Origin of the sequence: Streptomyces sp. NPDC048639 (assembly GCF_043199075.1) — a bacterium.
Taxonomy (GTDB): Bacteria; Actinomycetota; Actinomycetes; order Streptomycetales; family Streptomycetaceae; genus Streptomyces.
In genome coordinates, this window is the sequence record NZ_JBICVP010000005.1 from 393,679 (window position 1) to 410,356 (window position 16,678).

Genomic DNA, 16,678 nt, shown 5'->3' on the forward strand with positions numbered 1-16,678 from the left:
TGAGGCGCGGCCCGGTTCAGCGGGGCCGCGCCTCACGGCGTTCGGCAGATCGCGGATCAGCTCATCTCGGATCACACATCTCGGCTCAGGCGATCGCAGCGCAGAGCATCGCGGCTCAACGAGGCGATGTGTCAAGGCCCTTCGGCGCGCTTCCGACTGCCTGTCCGGCCTCCGGCACGATGCCCGTCGCCGTACGCGTCAGGGCTCCGAGCGGCAGCCGCTGCTCCTCGTTCCGCGGCGTGAGCCCGACCCCCGCGCCCGGATCGCCCTTCGCCGAGGGCGGTGTCACACCGGCGTCCGGCACCCTCAGCTCCGGCAGTCCCTGACGGCCGTCGCGCGGGGCGTGGATCGGCAGATCGAGGGTGGCCCCCGGGCCCGCCGTACGCAGCGGGGCCTTGGGGGCGTCGAGGCGCGCGGCGCTGCGGCTGCCACCGTCCTGCACCGTCGGGACGGGGGCTTCGAGGAAGGCCGTCGGGGCGCCGGTGGTGGACAGCGACGGGACGGTGGCGCGCGGAGCGACGCCGTTCTCGGTCATCTCCGGGGTCATGTCCTGCGCGGCAGGCTGCTCGACCGGGCTGACGGGCACGGATCCGCCCATCTTCGGCGCATCCACCGGGAAGAGAGAGCCCCCCATCGTCCGCAGCGGCACGACGAGCGGCACACGCGGTTCCTTGGCGGTGCCGAAGTCGGCCTGCGTGATGGGCTGATGGGCCATGGCGCTCCGGCCGGGCATGCCGAGGCCCATGAGGCTCTGCACCGGGCCGGCCGGGGCCGCCTGCGCCGGGGCCCCCTGAGTGGGAGCGGGCTCGTGAGTGGGAGCGGGCTCGCTCGCGAGGCCCTGGTCCACGGCGGCCGGGTCGCCGGCGGGGCCCTGGGCCATGGCCGGGGGCCGGCTCTGCGCCGTCTGCTCGGTGGCCAGGCCGTCGACCGTCTCGCCGAGGACGTCGTCCTGCGCCGCGTTGCCCGTGCGATCCCAGGTCGTCCCGCCGGGCTGTTCGGCGGCGAGGGCGGGCGTCACCGACACCGCCGCAGCGGCCGTCGCACAGAGTGCGAGCGCCGCGAAACTTCCACGCGAGGGGATCTTCATCTGTATTCCGTCCCATTCAGACACGTCGGACACCGGCCGTCCTGCATGAACGAGACGGGGCGGACCCAATTGCGCGAATCCACTCCGATGGCTCAACACACGTACGGGCCTTGACCGCTGGGTCAGCGGAGCGCGTGCGCGTGGAGGAGGCGGCCCATGCCCTCGCGGAAGGCCTCGTAGCGCTGCCGCAGTTGGGTCCCGGGCCAGTCGCCGGGCAGGAGGTCGTCGGGCAGCAACGGGTCGGCGATTAGATGACGGAGCACGGCGGCTCCCGCGGTGAACTCCCCTGCCGGTTCGGCGGCTTGCTCCAGGGCGGCCCGGAGCGCCCGGGCCCGCCGCGCCCAGCCGTCCAGGTCCCACAGCCCTTCCGCGAGGCGTACCGGATCGCCGTCCGGGGCGCCGGTCAGCAGCGTGCACTGCCCGGCGACGACGGACGGGTGCTGCCGTACGAGGTTGGCGGGGCGGAGCCAGGTGCCCTCACGGAGTTCGGCGAGACGCAGGCCGGTCATGGCCTGGCGGAGGGCGGCCCGCTCGGCGGCCGGGCGGCGCTCGGCGGTGACGACGGCGATCTCCCACTGGCCGTGCCAGCGGCGGGTGCGCGGGCTCAGGCTGTCGTCCTGGCGGGCCTGGCGCTCCAGGAGGCGGGCGGTGAGCGCATAGCCGCCGTCGCGCTGCTCGAGATCGCCGGCGGCGACCATCCGGGAGAGCGCGACGCGGATCGTGCCCTCGGCGATGCCGAAGAGCCCTCCGGCGCCGACGAGGGAGCGTACGGGCAGATGGGGCGGGTGGTGGCCGAGGAGGGTGCTGAGCACGACGGAACGCGCCGTGAGCGGGCGCAGCCCGAGTTCCTCGGCGCTGCGTCCGTCCTGGCCATCGCGTCCGCGTTCGGTCGCGCCGCTGCCGTCGTTTCCCTTGCCGCTGCCGTCCATCCGGCCCGTAAGCCTAGCCCTTCCGCACTCTTACGCTCTTCCAACACCTGTATGGGAAGTGTAATGTCCTGGAGTGGGACAAGGAACCGACCCGGAGGTTGCCCGTGAGCGCCACGCACGAAGTCCTCAACCAGGCCCCGCCGCTGACCGCGTTCACCACCGCGGACGACCCCGCGCTGCTGGAGGCGCTGCGCCGCGACGGCGCCGGCTGGGGTGAGGAGCAGGTCAGGGACCTCGGCGCACTCGCCGGTTCGGAAGAGGTCCAGGAGTGGTCGCGCCAGGCAGAGGAGCAGCCGCCGCGGCTGCGCACCCACGACCGGCACGGGCACCGCATCGACGAGGTCGAGTTCCATCCGGCCTGGCACCGGCTGATGACAGTGGCGGTCGAGCACGGCCTGCACGCGGCCCCGTGGGCGGAGGAGCGCTCCGGCGCCCATCTCGTCCGGGCCGCCGCGTTCTACGTGTGGTCGCAGGCCGAGCCGGGCCACGGCTGCCCCGTCTCGATGACGTACGCCGCCGTCCCCGCGCTGCGCGCCCAGCCCGAACTCGCGGCAGTCTACGAGCCGTTGCTCACCTCCCGGACCTACGACTACGGTCTGCGGCCGCCGCTGGGCAAGGCCGGTCTGATCGCCGGCATGTCGATGACCGAGAAGCAGGGCGGCTCGGACGTACGGGCCAACACCACGCAGGCCGTGCCCGCGGGTGACGGCTCGTATCTGATCACCGGTCACAAGTGGTTCACCTCGGCGCCGATGAGCGATGTGTTCCTGGTGCTGGCGCAGGTGCCCGGGGGCACCTCCGGGGCGGAGGCCGGGGGAGGACTCACATGCTTCCTGATGCCGCGTGTGCTGCCGGACGGCACGCGCAACCGGATGCATCTGCAGCGCCTCAAGGACAAGCTGGGCAACCGCTCCAACGCCTCGTCGGAGATCGAGTACGACGGAGCGGTGGCCTGGCCGGTGGGCGAGCTGGGACGCGGGGTGCGCACCATCGTCGAGATGGTCAACATGACCCGGCTGGACTGCGTACTCGGCACGGCCGCGGGGATGCGCGCGGGCCTGCGCCAGGCCCTCCACCACACCACCCACCGGCGGGCGTTCGGCGCCGAGCTGGCCGACCAGCCGCTGATGCGGAACGTCCTGGCCGACCTCGCGGTCGAGTCGGAGGCGGCGACGGTGCTCGCGATGCGGCTCGCTGCGGCGACCGACCGGGCCCAGGCCGGCGACGAGCAGGAGGCCGCGCTGCGCAGGCTGGGCCTTGCGGTCGGCAAGTACTGGGTCTGCAAGCGGGGCAGCGTCCACGCGGCGGAGGCCCTGGAGTGCCTCGGCGGCAACGGGTACGTCGAGGAGTCCGGCATGCCGCGGATCTACCGCGAGGCGCCGCTGCTCTCCATCTGGGAAGGCTCGGGCAATGTCGCGGCGCTCGATGTGCTGCGCGCCCTGGTGAAGGAGCCCGCTGGGCTCGACGCCGTCCTCGCCGAGGCGGACGCCGCGGCCGGTGCCGACGCCCGGCTGGACGCGGCGACCGCGCGGGTGCGGGCCGCGCTTTCCGGACTCGTCGACCCGCAGCGTGCGCAGCTCGGGGCCCGTCGTCTCGCGGAGGAGATGGCGCTGGTGCTTCAGGGAAGCCTGCTCGTACGGCACAGCCACCCGGCGGTCGCGGACGCCTTCTGCGCCTCGCGTCTCGGCGGCGACTGGGGCAACGCCTTCGGCACCCTCCCCACGGGCACGGACCTCGGCCCGATCCTGGAACGCGCCAGGCCGAAGGACCTGGTGTGAGCGGCGGCGACGAGGAGCCGGGGGGCCCGGCAGAGGGCGTGAGCGGTACGGGCGTCAGGGTCGAGCGGCACGGCCCCGTCACCACGGTCGTCCTCTCCCGGCCAGAGGCGCGCAACGCCGTGGACGGCCCGACGGCCCGGGCGCTCGCGGACGCCTTCCGCGCCTTCGACGCGGACCCGGAGGCCCGCGTCGCGGTCCTGTGGGGCGAGGGCGGGACGTTCTGCGCGGGCGCGGATCTGAAGGCGTTCGGCACCGAGCGGGCGAACCGCGTCGCAGCCGGTGGTGACGGCCCCATGGGCCCGACCCGTATGCGGCTGTCCAAGCCGGTGATCGCCGCGGTGAGCGGCTACGCGGTGGCGGGCGGCCTCGAACTCGCGCTGTGGTGCGATCTCCGGGTCGCCGAGGAGGACGCGGTGTTCGGCGTCTTCTGCCGCCGCTGGGGCGTTCCCCTGATCGACGGCGGCACCGTGCGCCTGCCCCGGCTCATCGGCGCGAGCCGGGCCATGGACCTGACGCTCACAGGCCGCCCGGTGCCCGGCCCGGAGGCGTACGCGATGGGGCTGGCGAACCGTCTCGTGGCGAACGGCGAGGCCCGTGAGGCCGCCGAGCGGCTCGCCGCGGAGATCGCCCGCTTCCCGCAGGCATGCCTGCGGGCCGACCGCGCCTCGCTCCTCGGCCAGGAAGGGCTGACCGAGGAAGTGGCGATGGCCGCGGAACTGGGCGGCGGTCGGAGCGTGTTGGCCGAGGCCGCGGACGGGGCCGCACGCTTCGCGGCGGGCGCGGGGCGGCACGGCGACTTCACCGGCCTCTGACGCTCGCGGGGACCCGGGGGCACGGGGGCACGGCGGCACGCGCGGGCACCGGGTTGCGCGGGCCTGCGCGCGCAGACGCCTGGGGTCCGCGCTCCGCCCACCCCCGGCCAGACGGGGCGGCCGACCGCGCTCACGCCGACCGAAGTCGACGGCGGCGGGGACGCGGACGGGACGGCGACCGGCCGGTCATGCGGACGGTGGCAACGAGCGGAAACACAACGGCGCCGGGCGGCTCTTGACCACCCGGCGCCGGAACCGAACGGGGGGCGACTCCGCCCTACCGATCAATCGATCCCGCGGAGGATATGGGACTCCGCCGGATCTTCCTCGTAACCGGCGAGCCTGATCGGAGCTGATCGTGCCCAGACGTCGAAGCTGCGGACGTCCATGCTCCGCTGGCGCGGTTCTCTGATTTCGGAATGGATCGGGATGGGCTGTGTCTCTTCTGGTGTCACCGCGCACACTCCTTAGCGTCGGGTGAAACCGGACGTGCCGACCACGGCCTCGACCGGTGCGCCGGACGCCCGGTTCGGGCTGCTGTGCAAGGGCAGTTCGGACGCGGTGGCGCCGGGCTTTACGACCGGGAGCGGGCCTTGGTGCCGGCCGGCTCCTCGGGACGACCGAGGGTGTCGGTGCCTTCTGGAAGAGGCTGTCCGTCGAACTCCAGATTAGCGACCGATGGGCTCCCGCGCTCGCGATAATTGGTCGATCCCCGACCACGCTCCGATTACCCCGCAGCTCCGGGGCCTTTTCCGCCGATCGTATTCGACGACTGTTCGCATGCGGAGGCCCGCTCTGCGTCACCGCGTGCCGTTCGGACGGCACTCCGGGCACCGCACAGGACGCCACCAGCGGTACCACCCGTACCGGAGCACGGCTCCGCCCGCATCTCCCCGTTATCGGGCGGCTCCGCGGGGAACTCGTGCGGCATGTCCGACCAGGGTGCCGCCGAGCCCGTGCACGAGTCGTACTGGATGGCGTCCTCGGAGAGCACCGCTCTCCCCGCCCTCGACGCCGATCTGGAGGTGGACGCCGTCGTCGTCGGCGGTGGCATCGCCGGGCTGTGCACCGCGTGGGAACTGCAGCGCGCCGGGCTCACCGTGGCGCTGCTGGAGGCGGACCGCATCTGCTCGGGCGTGACGGGATACACCACGGCCAAGCTCACCTCCCTGCACACCCTGATCTACGCCTGGCTGCGGGAGAAGCACGGCCCGGAGGGAGCTCGGCTGTACGCGCGGTCGCACCAGGAGGCGCTGGAGCGGGTGGACGCCCTGTGCGCCGAACTGGGCGCGGACGCCGACCTGGAGCGGCGCCCGGCGTTCACCTACGTCGAGTCGGCCCGCCGGGTCGAGGAGATACGCGCGGAGGCCGAGGCCGCCCGGGAGGCGGGGCTGCCCGCGTCCTTCGTGAAAGAGACCGGTCTGCCCTACCCCGTCGCGGGCGCGGTGCGCGTCGAGGACCAACTGCAGTTCCACCCGCGGAAGTTCCTGCTCGCGCTCGCCCGCGGACTGACCGACGGCGGCACCCGGATCTTCGAGCGCACCCGCGCGGTCGGGCTGCACGACGGTACGCGGTGCCGCGTCACCACGGAGAGCGGGGCGACGGTGGTGGCCCGCGACGCGGTGATCGCGACGCACTACCCGGTCTTCGACCGGTCGATGCTCTTCGCCCGGCTGAAGCCGCGCCGGGAACTGGTGGCCGCCGCCGAGATCCCCGCGGAGCACGCCCCGGCCGGGATGTACATCACCCCCGAGCAGCACACCCGCTCGGTGCGCAGCGCTCCACTGCCCGGCGGCGGCCGGCTGCTGATCGTCACCGGCGAGGCATTCGAGCCGGGCGCCGGCGGGGTGGAGGAGCGGTACGCGCTGCTGACCGCGTGGATCCGCGGTCGCTTCCCGCAGGCCCGGATCGCCTACCGCTGGGCGGCGCAGGACAACGACAGCTCCGACCGCCTGCCGTACGTCGGCCACTTCCACCCCGGCACCCAGCACGTCCATGTCGCCACCGGCTTCGGCGGCTGGGGCATGAGCGGCGGCGTGATGTCCGGCCGTCTGCTGGCAGCCCACATCACGGGCGGGCCCCGACCTGCCTGGACCGAGCTCTACGATCCGCGGCGGCTGCCCGGCGTGCGCGAGGCGGGGCCGCTGCTCCGGCAGCAGGCGGCGGTGGTCGGGCGTTTCGTGGGCGACCGGCTGCGCACCTCGCATGTCGACGCGGCCGCGGAGATCCCGCCCGGCAGCGGTGCCGTCGTACGGGCGGGCGGCCATCCCTGCGCGGTCCACCGGGACGAGTACGGGGCGCTCACGGCGGTCGACGCCCGCTGCACCCACCTGGGCTGCCTCGTGCATTTCGACGACGCGGAGCAGGTGTGGGAGTGCCCCTGTCACGGCTCGCGGTTCGCCCCGGACGGCAAGGTGCTCCACGGCCCGGCCACCCGCCCCCTGGAGCCGCGCGAGATCCCGGAGTGAGCCGCTGCGGACGGGACCCGGCCGGAATGGACCGGAGTGAGCCGGAATGGACCCAAAGGGGTCCGAAGGGGTGGCGTGGCGGCTCCCCGGAGCGGAGTGTGGAGGCAGACAGACGGCCCCAGCCCGGATCGAGGTGAGACGCCGTGCCCGTCGCGACGCGAGCGGTTCAGGGTGCGCCGTGCTGGGTGAGCCTGATGGCGCACGACCTGGAGGCGTCCCGCGCCTTCTACGCGTCCGTGCTCGGCTGGGACTACAAGCCCGGCCACCAGGGCCAGGGCAACTATTCCGTGGCGCTCGCGCACGGCACCCCGGTGGCGGGGCTCGGCACGGGCGGCCGGGTCGTGGGTTTCCCCGTGTCCTGGACGCCGTACTTCGCCGCCGACAGTGCTGACCGGGCCGCCGAGCGCATACGGGAGCGCGTCGCCACGGTCGCGGTCGGCCCCCTGGAGTTCGGCAAGGGCCGCATGGTGGTGGCGGCCGACCCCGAGGACGCGGTGTTCGGGATCTGGCAGGGCGAGATCGATCCGGACTGGCGGGTGGGGCGCGGCACGGGGGCTCCGGCGCGGCTCGAACTGCGCACCCGGGATCCCTTCGCGTCCGCGCTGTTCTACGGCGGTGTCTTCGACTGGGACGCACCGGGAGCGGACCACATCGACGTGCGGTACGAGGACGAGCGCGTGGTCCTGCGGATCGCCGGGCACGCGGTGGCCGATCTGCGCGGCGGCGGCGAGGAGGCCGCGCCCGATCCGCACATGCGGCCGCAGTGGCACGTGTATTTCTCCGTGGACGACGTGGAGGCCGCTGTCACCAAGGGGGTTGACGCGGGCGGCACGATCGTCTGCCCGCCGGCCCTGTCGCACTTCGGCCCGGTCGCCTCGCTGCGCGACCCCGAGGGCGGCCTCTTCCACGTCACGAGGACCGACGACTGATCGACGTCGCGCGCGACGTCGGGTCACGGGAAATCGGCGGTACCGGTGCGGTTATGCGCCGGGGGCCGTTGGGTACGACCGGCCGTATGCGCCGTTTGATAGGCATAGCCCCAGATGTCCAATTGGTGGGCAAGGCGACCCTGGCCGCCGGTTGCGCCTGGTGGCTCTCGCAGTTCATGCCCGGCCACAACCTCCCCTACTTCGCGGCACTTGCCGCGCTCCTGGGCGTGTATCCCACGGTGCTGAGCTCGCTGCGCGAAGGCGGACGCTACGCGTTCGGCTTCCTGCTGGGGCTGCTGCTCGGCGTCCCGGTCGCGATCCTGCTGGGGCCGAGTGTCTGGGGCCTCCTCGTGGTCGTCCCGCTCTCCCTGCTGATCGCGGCCTGGCCGCAGCTCGACGGCCACGGGATGCAGGTGCCCTTCGCCTCGCTCTTCGTCCTGCTCGCCGTCGGCAACGAGCCGGTGGCCCGCGCGCTGCCGCTCCTGGCCGACGTCGTGCTCGGCGTCGCCGTGGGCCTCACCGTCAACGCCGCGCTCCCGCCGGCCCTCCGGCAGAACGAGACCGGGCGGGCCTTCCGCCGGCTCGGCCGTCTCACCGCCGAGCTGCTGCACGACACCGCCGCGGAGGTACGGGCGAGCGACCTGTTCGAACCCGCACACCGCGCGCGGCGGGCGCTCGCCGTCCACAACGGCGCCATGGAGGTGGCCGACGCGCGCGCGAAGGCCGCCGAGAGCCTGCGGTTCAACGCGCGGGCGCGCCTGGCCCGGCACGAGAACCCGCTGCCCGCGAACCCGGTGCTGGAGGCGCTCTACGCGGCGGCCGAACAGGCCCGGGTCATCACCCGCGAGGTTCGGCGCTGCGGCGCGGGCTCCGATCCCACGATGCTGGGCCCCGGCTTCCGCGCGCGGTTCACCGATCTCCTCGATCTGCTGGCCGAGTCGGTGGCCGAGTGCGGCCGGTCGATGCGGGCACCCACGGCCGAGCGGCTGGGGGAGGCACAGGCCCGGTTCCGCGAGCTGCGGGCGGAGGCGTTGGACTCCGCCCGCTCGGAGGAGCTGGAGCACGCCCCGTACCGGCGGCTCGCGGAGGCCCAGCTCTGCGCCCTCGTCCTGCAGCTCCTTCTGGATCTCGTACCGGAAGAGGCCGGGGAAATGGCCCCGGAACGGCTGGGGATCTCGTACTGACCTTCCGCAGGGACGCGGGGGCCCCGGCCGGGCGATGCCGCCACCTCCGTAGATTGGGCCCATGTCCCCGCACACGGACCCGCTCACGGACCGGGATCTCGACCGGCGGTACCGCCTCGCCCTCGGGCAGCGGCCGACGTATCCGCAGGAACTGACCGGGACGACCCTCACGACCGCCCTGCCCCGCGGTTACGCACATCTCACGCACCGCGTGCGCCTGGGCGAGGGCGAGGCGGTCTTCGCGCGGGCCGCGGCGTACGTCCTGGACTGGGGCGTCCAGCGCGGTTCGGGTCTCGCCGTGTACCCCGCCTCTCCCCCGGCGCCCGGGGCCACCGCCCTGGTCGTCGTCGCGCCGCCGGGGCTGCGGCGGCCTCGGCTGGTGGTCCCCTGCCGCGTGGTGGCGACGGTGTCGGAGCGGGACCGGGCGGGTTTCGCGTACGGCACGCTGCCGGGGCACCCGGAGTGCGGGGAGGAGTCGTTCGTCGTCGTACGGGACGAGCAGGGCGCCGTGTGGTTCGAGGTGCGGGCGTTCTCCCGTGGCGGCCGCTGGTACGCGCGGCTGGGCGGCCCGCTGACCCGGTGGGTGCAGCGAGCTGCCGCATCCCGCTATCTGCGGGCGGTGGCGGCTGCGGTGGGCGCCGGGGGCGGCGGCCGCTGATACTGGCTGATATGACCGTCCTCGTCGGAACCTCCGGGTGGCAGTACAGGGACTGGCGCGAAGTGCTCTACCCGCCCGATGTACCGCAGCGGCTGTGGCTGGAGGAGTACGCCCGGCGCTTCGCCACGGTCGAGAGCAACAACGCCTTCTACCGGCTGCCCAGCGAGGAGAACTTCGCCGCCTGGCGCGAGCGGACCCCCGACGGCTTCGTGATGGCGGTCAAGGCCAGCCGCTATCTGACGCACATCAAGCGGCTGCGCGATCCGCAGGAGCCCGTGCGGCGGCTGATGGCGCACGCGGCGGGCCTCGGCCCCCGGCTCGGTCCCGTCCTGCTGCAGCTCCCGCCGACGCTCCGCGCGGACGCCGCGGCGCTGGACACATGCCTGCGCTGCTTCCCGTCCGGGACGCGGGTGGCCGTCGAGCCGCGCCACGACTCCTGGTGGACGGACGAGATCCGGCGGGTGCTGGAGGACCGGGGCGCCGCACTGTGCTGGACGGACTGGGGTTCCCGGCCCGCCACGCCCCTCTGGCGGACGACCGGATGGGGTTATCTCCGGCTGCACCAGGGCCGGGCCGAGCCGTGGCCGCGCTACGGGCACCAGGCGCTGGCCACCTGGGCCCGGCGCATCGCCGACACCTGGCCGGACGAGGCCGATGTCCATGTCTACTTCAACAACGACCCGGGCGGCGCGGCCGTCCTCGACGCCGTGACCTTCGCCGACGCCGCCGCCGCGGCCGGCCGGACGGTGACCCGGACGCCGGAACGCGACGGGACGGAGTGAGGCGGACGATGATCCGCAAGCACGTGGTGGTCTCCGGCGACGTGCAGGGGGTGTATTTCCGCGACACCTGCCGCCGTACGGCGCTGGAGCGCAGGGTCGCCGGCTGGGTGCGGAACCGGCCGGACGGGACGGTGGAGGCCGTGTTCGAGGGGGATCCGGACGCGGTGGAGCGGATGGTCGCGTGGGCGCACGAGGGCCCGCCGGCGGCGGTCGCGGACAAGGTGTCGGTCCGCGACGAGCAGCCCGAGGGGCTCACGGGCTACGAAATCCGGCCGACCCCGTACTGACCCCGTACTGACCCCGTACTGCCCCAGTCCCGTACCGCTCCCGCCCGGCCCTGGCGCCTGCAGACGCAGGCCCCGGCCCACACGCCGGCTCCGCCCGCCCCGTCCGTCCCGTCCTGCCCCCACCGGCCGAATGGAAGGTCACGCCCGGATGCAGCTCCGTGATCCGATGGCATCCTGAATACGTGTACGAACCGGCACTAAGCCTTCGATTCCCCGCCGAGCTGCGGCTCTTCCTCCCGTCCCGCCACAGGCCGGACGGTGTGGTCGCGGTGGAGCCCGACGGGACGTCCACGCTGGGCCATCTCGTGGAGTCGGCCGGCGTCCCCCTCCCCGAGGTCGGCGCCCTGCTTGTCGACGGGCGGACCGTCCCCCCGTCGTACCGCCCACGCGGAGGCGAGAGCGTCGAGGTGTGCGCGGTGGAGCGTCCCGAGCGGCCGGGGCCCGGGCCGCTGCGGTTCGTGCTGGACGTGCACCTGGGCGCGCTCGCGCGGCAGCTCCGGCTGGTGGGGGTGGACGCCGCGTACCGCAACGACATGGACGACGACGCGCTCGTCGAGCAGGCCGACCGCGAGCACCGGGTGCTGCTGACGCAGGACCGCGGGCTGCTGCGCCGGCGGGCGCTGTGGCGGGGAGCCTACGTCCGCGGCTCACGCCCGGACCGCCAACTCGCCGACGTACTGGAGCGGTTCGAGCCCCGGCTGGAGCCGTGGACGCGGTGCATGGCGTGCAACGGACTCACGGAGCCGGTCGGCAAGGCCGAGGTCGAGCATCTGCTCCGGCCGGGCACGCGCCGTACGTACGACACCTACCGGCGGTGCGGCGACTGCGGCCGCGTCTACTGGCGCGGCGCGCACAGCGGCCGGCTGGAGCGGATCGTGTCGTCGGCCCGGCGCTTCGCGGTCGCCGGGGTGGCGGCCGCGCTCCTGGCGGGCGGGCTCGCCGCGTGCACGGACGGAGGCGACGACGGCGGCCCCAGCCCCACTCCCACCCCCAGCAAGGAGTCGCCGGGGCAGGAACTGTCCCCGTTCACGGGGCTGCCCGCGAAGCCGGCACCCGTTCTGACCGTCAAGATCGACAACGTGGGTCCGTCCCGCCCGCACACCGGCCTGGGCGCGGCCGACATCGTGTACGTGGAGCGGGTCGAGGCCGGGCAGAGCCGGATCCTGGCGGTGCTGTCGTCCAAGCTGCCCCCGACGCTCGGGCCGGTGCGCAGCGCCCGCGAGTCGGACCTCGAACTGCTCCGGCAGTTCGGGAAGCCCGCGCTGGCGTACTCGGGCGCACAGTCCAAGCTCACCCCCCTGATCATGAAGGCCCCGCTCTATCCGCTGCCGCCGTGGAAGGCCCCCGACGCGTACTTCCGCGAGGGCAGCAGACAGGCGCCGCACAACCTGTTCGCGCGTCCCTCCCGGCTGCTGGACGCGGCGCCGGACGCCTCGAAGTCGAAGGACATCGGCTTCCGCTTCGGATCCGCGCCGGGCGGCGGAAAGACCGTGAACGAGGAGACGGTCCGCTTCCCCGCGGCCCGGTTCGCCTTCACCTGGTCCTCGCAGGCCAAGCGGTGGCAGGTGGCGATGGACGGGACGCCGATGACGACCACGGACGGCGGGCGGCTGACGGCGGCGACCGTGGTGGTGCAGCGTGTCACCGTGCGGGAGTCGCAGTTCAGCGACTTCCTGGGTGCCAACTCCCCGTACAGCGAGACGGTCGGATCCGGCACGGCCGAGGTGCTGCGCGGCGGCAAGGCCTACGAGGCCGAGTGGAGCCGGAAGACCGCCGACGACGGCACGACGTTCACCACGAAGTCCGGGAAGCCCATGAACTTCGCGCCCGGCCCGGTGTGGGTGCTGCTGACCGCCAAGTGACGGCAGGCGCACGGTCGTTGACGGCGGCGCCCGGCCCGTGACCGCGGTGGCGGATCGGCGCGGGAGCCTTCCGCCACGGCCCCGCGTCCTGTGGATGTGCCGTGAACCCGCTTCACCCGCGCGCGCGGCGGGTACCCAATGCCTATGACGGTCAAGGGTGTTGACGTCGCCTCGTACCAGCCGACGGACTACAGCACAAAGGGTCTCGACTTCGTGTTCATCAAGATCACGGAGGGCAGGACCTACACCAATCCGAAGTGGGTCGACCAGCGCCGGACCGCGCGCGACGCGGACCTGGTCACGGGCTTCTACCACTACGCGCGGTCCGGCAGCATGACGGCGCAGGCCGACTACTTCATGTCGAGGATCAACCTGGTGCGGGGCGACATGCTCGTACTCGACTGGGAGGACACCGGCGTCTCGAACGCCGAGAAGGACTCCTGGATCACGTACGTGCAGGAGAGGCGCCCGCACACCCGGGTGCTGCTCTACTGCAGCCGCGACTTCTGGCTGAACCGGGACACGACCTCGTTCGCCGGTGACGGCCTGTGGATCGCGAATCACAACGGCAAGCCCGGCGTGCCGGGCATCCAGCATCCCTGGCGCTTCCACCAGTACAAGACCACGCCGTTGGACACCAACACCGGCCGGTTCGACGACAAGGACGCGCTGCGCGAGTGGGCCCGCTCCAAGACACCCTGACCGGAGCGGGCCACCCCCGTCCCGCAGAGCCGGACGGGGCATCCGGACCGCGGGGAACGATCGTCGGCCGGATCAGCCGACGCGCTCGATCCGGGCGTTGCGGATGAGGTTCTTCCCGGGCTCACGGACCTGCTCGAAGGCCGCGTTGTTCAGCAGGGCGCAACTCCCCGAGGTCGAGGTGACCTCCACGGTGACCGCCTTGTCGTTGTCCAGGTTGCTGACCTTGAGCCGGGTCCCCACCGGAAAGTCGCCGCTGGAGGCCGCGGGCGCGCCGCCCTCCCCCGAGAGCGTCACGGTCGAGCCCTGGCAGACCACCTCGCCGGCCGCCTGGCCTCCCTCCGCCTGACCGCCTCCGGCCTGCTCTCCGCCCGTCGCGTCGCCTCCCTGCCCCTGGCCGTTCCCGGTCTCCTCGCCGCCTGCCTGTTCACCGCCGGGTGCGGCGGGGCCGCCCTGCTCCGGCGGCGCCTGACCCGCGGGCGGAGCGGCGGCTTCGCCGCCCTCGGTGCAGCCCGCAGCCTTTCGCTGAACCTCGATCTGCTCGATCACCTGTTGCCTGTTCGCGATACGAGCGGCGGAATTGGCATCCGGATTCGCCTGCTGTCCGGCGATGAATTTCTGGTTATTGCCCAACGCCGTCGCGAGTCCCTGGCAGGTGACCGATTCCTGGTTCGTTCCCGCCTGACTGGTCCCTGCCATGACAAAGGCCGCGCCTCCGACCAGGGCCGCGGCGCCGACCAGCGCGCCGATCTTCTTCTGAGGACTGACCGTCTTCTTCCGGGACACGTGCAACTCCGTTCTCGATCACTGACCACGACCGGAAAAGGGCCGCGTTGTCATGGAGAACGTGACCGAGCCGTAACATGCTCAAAGTCGATAAATAGATGAATCAATCCGAAAGGAATCCGGTACGTTCGACTGCGCTCAACGCTCATCCAAGGGACCATGGATGCAGTGCGGCGCTGCATGGGCAACCGAGAGAGGTGCCCCGGATGAGACAGACCGATCCTCGGAGCTCGGACCTCCGCCGGATCGCTCCGATTGGTGCCCCGGAAGCGTCGACTCCCGGGGGACTGCTCGACGTCCTCGGCATCGCCGCCGTGGTCCTGGACTCCTCCGGCCGGATCGCGCTGTGGAGTCCGGCCGCCGAGCAGCTCTTCGGTTACACCGCGGACGAGGCGCTGGGCCGCTCGGCGGCCAAGCTGCTGGTGGACCCGCAGCACGTACCCCTGGTCGTCGAGCTGTTCCAGCAGGTGCTGGGCGGCGCGAGCTGGTCGGGCGGCTTCCCGGTCCGGGTCAAGGACGGCAGCCTCCGCATGTTCGAGTTCCGGAACATGCGGATGCAGGACCAGCAGCGGAACGTCTACGCGCTGGGCATCGCCACCGACCGGGAGGCCCTGCAGACCGTCGAGACCGATGTCGCGCTGTCCATGCGGCTGATATCCCAGTCCCCGATCGGCCTCGCCGTGCTCGACACGGACCTGCGGTACGTCCTGGTCAACCCCGCCCTGGAGCGCATCAACGCCCTCCCGGCCGCGCAGCACCTCGGCAAGCAGGTGGCGGAGGCGATGCCGTACCTCGACGTCGACGCCATCGAGTCCGCCTCCCGCCAGGTCCTGGCCACCGGCACGCCCCTGCTCGACCAGTACGCGGTCGGCCGCGCCCCCGGGGACCCGGCGCAGGACCACGCGTGGTCGGTGTCGTACTTCCGGCTGGAGGACACCGGGGGCAAGGTCCTCGGCATCGCGATCTCCGTGATCGACGTCACCGAGCGCCACCAGGCGACCACCGAGATGACCCGGGCGCGCCAGCGGCTCGCCATGATCGCCGACGCGGGCGTCCGCATCGGCACCACCCTCGACCTCCCGCACACCGCCCGCGAACTCGCCGACATCGTCGTGCCGGACCTCGCCGACCTGGCCGCGGTGGACGTGCTCGACGCCATCATCGACGAACGGCAGAGCGGAGCCCCGGCGTCCAACGGCAGCGGACCCGCGGTCTTCCGCGCGCTCGCGGTGAAGGCCGCGTACCGCACCGAGGCCTCGCGCGCGCCCGACCCCGCGGGCAATGTCGCGCGCTACGACCCCGACCGCCTCATCACGCAGGTCGTCAACTCCGGTCAGCCGATACTCGTTCCGCATCTGGACGACGAGTCGCTGCGTCGCGTCGCGCGGGACGACTACTCCGCCGCACTGCTGGCCCGCGCCGGGGCGCACTCGTACCTCGGGGTGCCGCTCACGGCCCGCGGCGCCGTCATCGGCACGCTGAGCCTCATACGCGCCAGAACCCAGGCGCCGTTCGACGAGGACGACCAGCTCCTCGCCTCCGAGCTGGCCGCGCGCGCCGCCATCAGCATCGACAACGCACGGCTGTACCGCAGCGAGCGCCGCACCGTGCTCGCGCTGCAGCGCAGCCTGCTGCCCCGGCGCCCACCCGTCCAGCCGGGTCTGGAGATCGCCTACCGCTACCAGCCGGCCGGATCCACGCACGAGGTCGGCGGCGACTGGTTCGACGTCCTGCCGCTCTCGGGCGGCAAGACGGCGCTGGTGGTCGGCGACGTGATGGGCAGCGGCATCACGGCCGCCGCCACGATGGGGCAACTCCGTACGGCGACCCGCACACTGACCGCGCTCGACCTCGAACCGGCGGCGGTGCTCAGCCATCTCGACGAGGTCGCCACCGGCCTGGAGCAGACCTTCGCGACGTGCGTCTACGTGAGCTGCGATCCGCGGTCGGCCCACTGCCGGATATCCAACGCCGGCCATCTGCCGCCGATCCTGGTCGACCCGGACGGCACGGCACACCTGCTGGACATCCCGACCGGGGTGCCGCTCGGCGTCGGGGACGTCCCCTTCTCCACCGCCGATCTCGACGTCGCCCCCGGCAGCCGGCTCGTGCTCTACACGGACGGCCTGGTCGAGACCCGCGACGAGCCGATCGACGACCGCCTCAAGGCCCTGCTGCGGATGCTCAGCGGGCCGCGGCGGTCGCTGGAGCGGACCTGCGATCTGCTGCTCCACTCCCTGCGCGACCCGGACGGGCACGACGACGTCGCCCTGCTCGTCGCCGAGGTCAAGTCCGACTGATTCGGGGCACGCCCGACGCGTCCGGCCTCGCGGAAACGGCCGTGCCGGCGCGATCGCTCGGACCCGGCTCCACCCGTCATGGCGGGGCCGGAACGGCCCTGCGGAAATGGTGCAGCC

At 73.1% G+C, this 16,678-nt stretch carries 14 protein-coding genes and 1 pseudogene; 12 read left to right on the forward strand and 3 right to left on the reverse strand.

Annotated elements, in window-relative coordinates:
* Nucleotides 1–115: 115 nt before the first annotated feature.
* On the reverse strand, nt 116–1,087 hold the full coding sequence (locus ACGFNH_RS16565; RefSeq protein WP_393654202.1) for a hypothetical protein: 972 nt from the start codon (nt 1,085–1,087) through the stop codon (nt 116–118).
* A 122-nt stretch (nt 1,088–1,209) separates the two neighbouring features.
* The gene (locus tag ACGFNH_RS16570) at nt 1,210–2,016 is read right to left on the reverse strand and encodes a PaaX family transcriptional regulator C-terminal domain-containing protein (protein ID WP_393654204.1); all 807 of its coding nucleotides are present in this window, start codon (nt 2,014–2,016) and stop codon (nt 1,210–1,212) included.
* 104 nt (nt 2,017–2,120) lie between these two features.
* Between ACGFNH_RS16570 and ACGFNH_RS16575 the strand changes: the two genes are divergently transcribed.
* From ACGFNH_RS16575 to ACGFNH_RS16625, 11 genes and pseudogenes are all read left to right on the forward strand, one after another.
* Nucleotides 2,121–3,794 carry an acyl-CoA dehydrogenase family protein gene (locus tag ACGFNH_RS16575; RefSeq protein WP_393654206.1) on the forward strand — a complete coding sequence of 558 codons (1,674 nt, stop codon included), beginning with the start codon at nt 2,121–2,123 and terminating at the stop codon, nt 3,792–3,794.
* 38 nt (nt 3,795–3,832) lie between these two features.
* Nucleotides 3,833–4,606 carry a crotonase/enoyl-CoA hydratase family protein gene (locus ACGFNH_RS16580; protein WP_393654489.1) on the forward strand — a complete coding sequence of 258 codons (774 nt, stop codon included), beginning with the start codon at nt 3,833–3,835 and terminating at the stop codon, nt 4,604–4,606.
* A 929-nt stretch (nt 4,607–5,535) separates the two neighbouring features.
* Nucleotides 5,536–7,074, forward strand: a complete 1,539-nt coding sequence (locus ACGFNH_RS16585; RefSeq protein ID WP_393654208.1) for an FAD-dependent oxidoreductase — start codon at nt 5,536–5,538, stop codon at nt 7,072–7,074.
* 185 nt (nt 7,075–7,259) lie between these two features.
* Nucleotides 7,260–8,003 carry a VOC family protein gene (locus ACGFNH_RS16590; protein WP_393654210.1) on the forward strand — a complete coding sequence of 248 codons (744 nt, stop codon included), beginning with the start codon at nt 7,260–7,262 and terminating at the stop codon, nt 8,001–8,003.
* A gap of 86 nt (nt 8,004–8,089) precedes the next feature.
* Nucleotides 8,090–9,187 carry an aromatic acid exporter family protein gene (locus ACGFNH_RS16595; RefSeq protein ID WP_393654212.1) on the forward strand — a complete coding sequence of 366 codons (1,098 nt, stop codon included), beginning with the start codon at nt 8,090–8,092 and terminating at the stop codon, nt 9,185–9,187.
* Nucleotides 9,188–9,248: 61 nt separating this feature from the next.
* Entirely contained in the window at nt 9,249–9,845 is a 597-nt protein-coding gene (locus ACGFNH_RS16600; RefSeq protein WP_393654214.1) for a DUF1990 family protein, read from the forward strand.
* 11 nt (nt 9,846–9,856) lie between these two features.
* The gene (locus ACGFNH_RS16605; RefSeq protein ID WP_393654216.1) at nt 9,857–10,627 is read left to right on the forward strand and encodes a DUF72 domain-containing protein; all 771 of its coding nucleotides are present in this window, start codon (nt 9,857–9,859) and stop codon (nt 10,625–10,627) included.
* 8 nt (nt 10,628–10,635) lie between these two features.
* Nucleotides 10,636–10,914, forward strand: coding sequence for an acylphosphatase (locus ACGFNH_RS16610; RefSeq protein ID WP_393654218.1), 279 nt, complete (start codon nt 10,636–10,638; stop codon nt 10,912–10,914).
* A gap of 182 nt (nt 10,915–11,096) precedes the next feature.
* Nucleotides 11,097–11,729, forward strand: a pseudogene (locus ACGFNH_RS16615) (Mut7-C RNAse domain-containing protein); the annotation flags it as partial.
* 48 nt (nt 11,730–11,777) lie between these two features.
* Nucleotides 11,778–12,776: a DUF3048 domain-containing protein gene (locus ACGFNH_RS16620; RefSeq protein ID WP_393654491.1), complete on the forward strand. Its 999-nt coding sequence runs from the start codon at nt 11,778–11,780 to the stop codon at nt 12,774–12,776.
* A 144-nt stretch (nt 12,777–12,920) separates the two neighbouring features.
* Entirely contained in the window at nt 12,921–13,478 is a 558-nt protein-coding gene (locus ACGFNH_RS16625; protein ID WP_393654220.1) for a glycoside hydrolase family 25 protein, read from the forward strand.
* 72 nt (nt 13,479–13,550) lie between these two features.
* Here ACGFNH_RS16625 and ACGFNH_RS16630 read toward each other — a convergent pair whose 3' ends face one another.
* Nucleotides 13,551–14,261, reverse strand: coding sequence for a hypothetical protein (locus tag ACGFNH_RS16630; protein ID WP_393654222.1), 711 nt, complete (start codon nt 14,259–14,261; stop codon nt 13,551–13,553).
* Between the two features lie 206 nt (nt 14,262–14,467).
* On the opposite strand from ACGFNH_RS16630, the gene ACGFNH_RS16635 reads away from it, so the two are divergent.
* Nucleotides 14,468–16,561 carry a SpoIIE family protein phosphatase gene (locus ACGFNH_RS16635; RefSeq protein ID WP_393654224.1) on the forward strand — a complete coding sequence of 698 codons (2,094 nt, stop codon included), beginning with the start codon at nt 14,468–14,470 and terminating at the stop codon, nt 16,559–16,561.
* Nucleotides 16,562–16,678 lie beyond the last annotated feature (117 nt).

Coding starts and splice junctions, on each gene's coding strand:
- ACGFNH_RS16565 (WP_393654202.1), bottom strand. CDS start 1,087: ATGAAGATCCCCTCGCGTGGAAGTTTCGCGGCGCTCGCACTCTGTGCG.
- ACGFNH_RS16570 (WP_393654204.1), bottom strand. CDS start 2,016: ATGGACGGCAGCGGCAAGGGAAACGACGGCAGCGGCGCGACCGAACGC.
- ACGFNH_RS16585 (WP_393654208.1), top strand. CDS start 5,536: ATGTCCGACCAGGGTGCCGCCGAGCCCGTGCACGAGTCGTACTGGATG.
- ACGFNH_RS16595 (WP_393654212.1), top strand. CDS start 8,090: ATGCGCCGTTTGATAGGCATAGCCCCAGATGTCCAATTGGTGGGCAAG.
- ACGFNH_RS16600 (WP_393654214.1), top strand. CDS start 9,249: ATGTCCCCGCACACGGACCCGCTCACGGACCGGGATCTCGACCGGCGG.
- ACGFNH_RS16605 (WP_393654216.1), top strand. CDS start 9,857: ATGACCGTCCTCGTCGGAACCTCCGGGTGGCAGTACAGGGACTGGCGC.
- ACGFNH_RS16610 (WP_393654218.1), top strand. CDS start 10,636: ATGATCCGCAAGCACGTGGTGGTCTCCGGCGACGTGCAGGGGGTGTAT.
- ACGFNH_RS16625 (WP_393654220.1), top strand. CDS start 12,921: ATGACGGTCAAGGGTGTTGACGTCGCCTCGTACCAGCCGACGGACTAC.
- ACGFNH_RS16635 (WP_393654224.1), top strand. CDS start 14,468: ATGAGACAGACCGATCCTCGGAGCTCGGACCTCCGCCGGATCGCTCCG.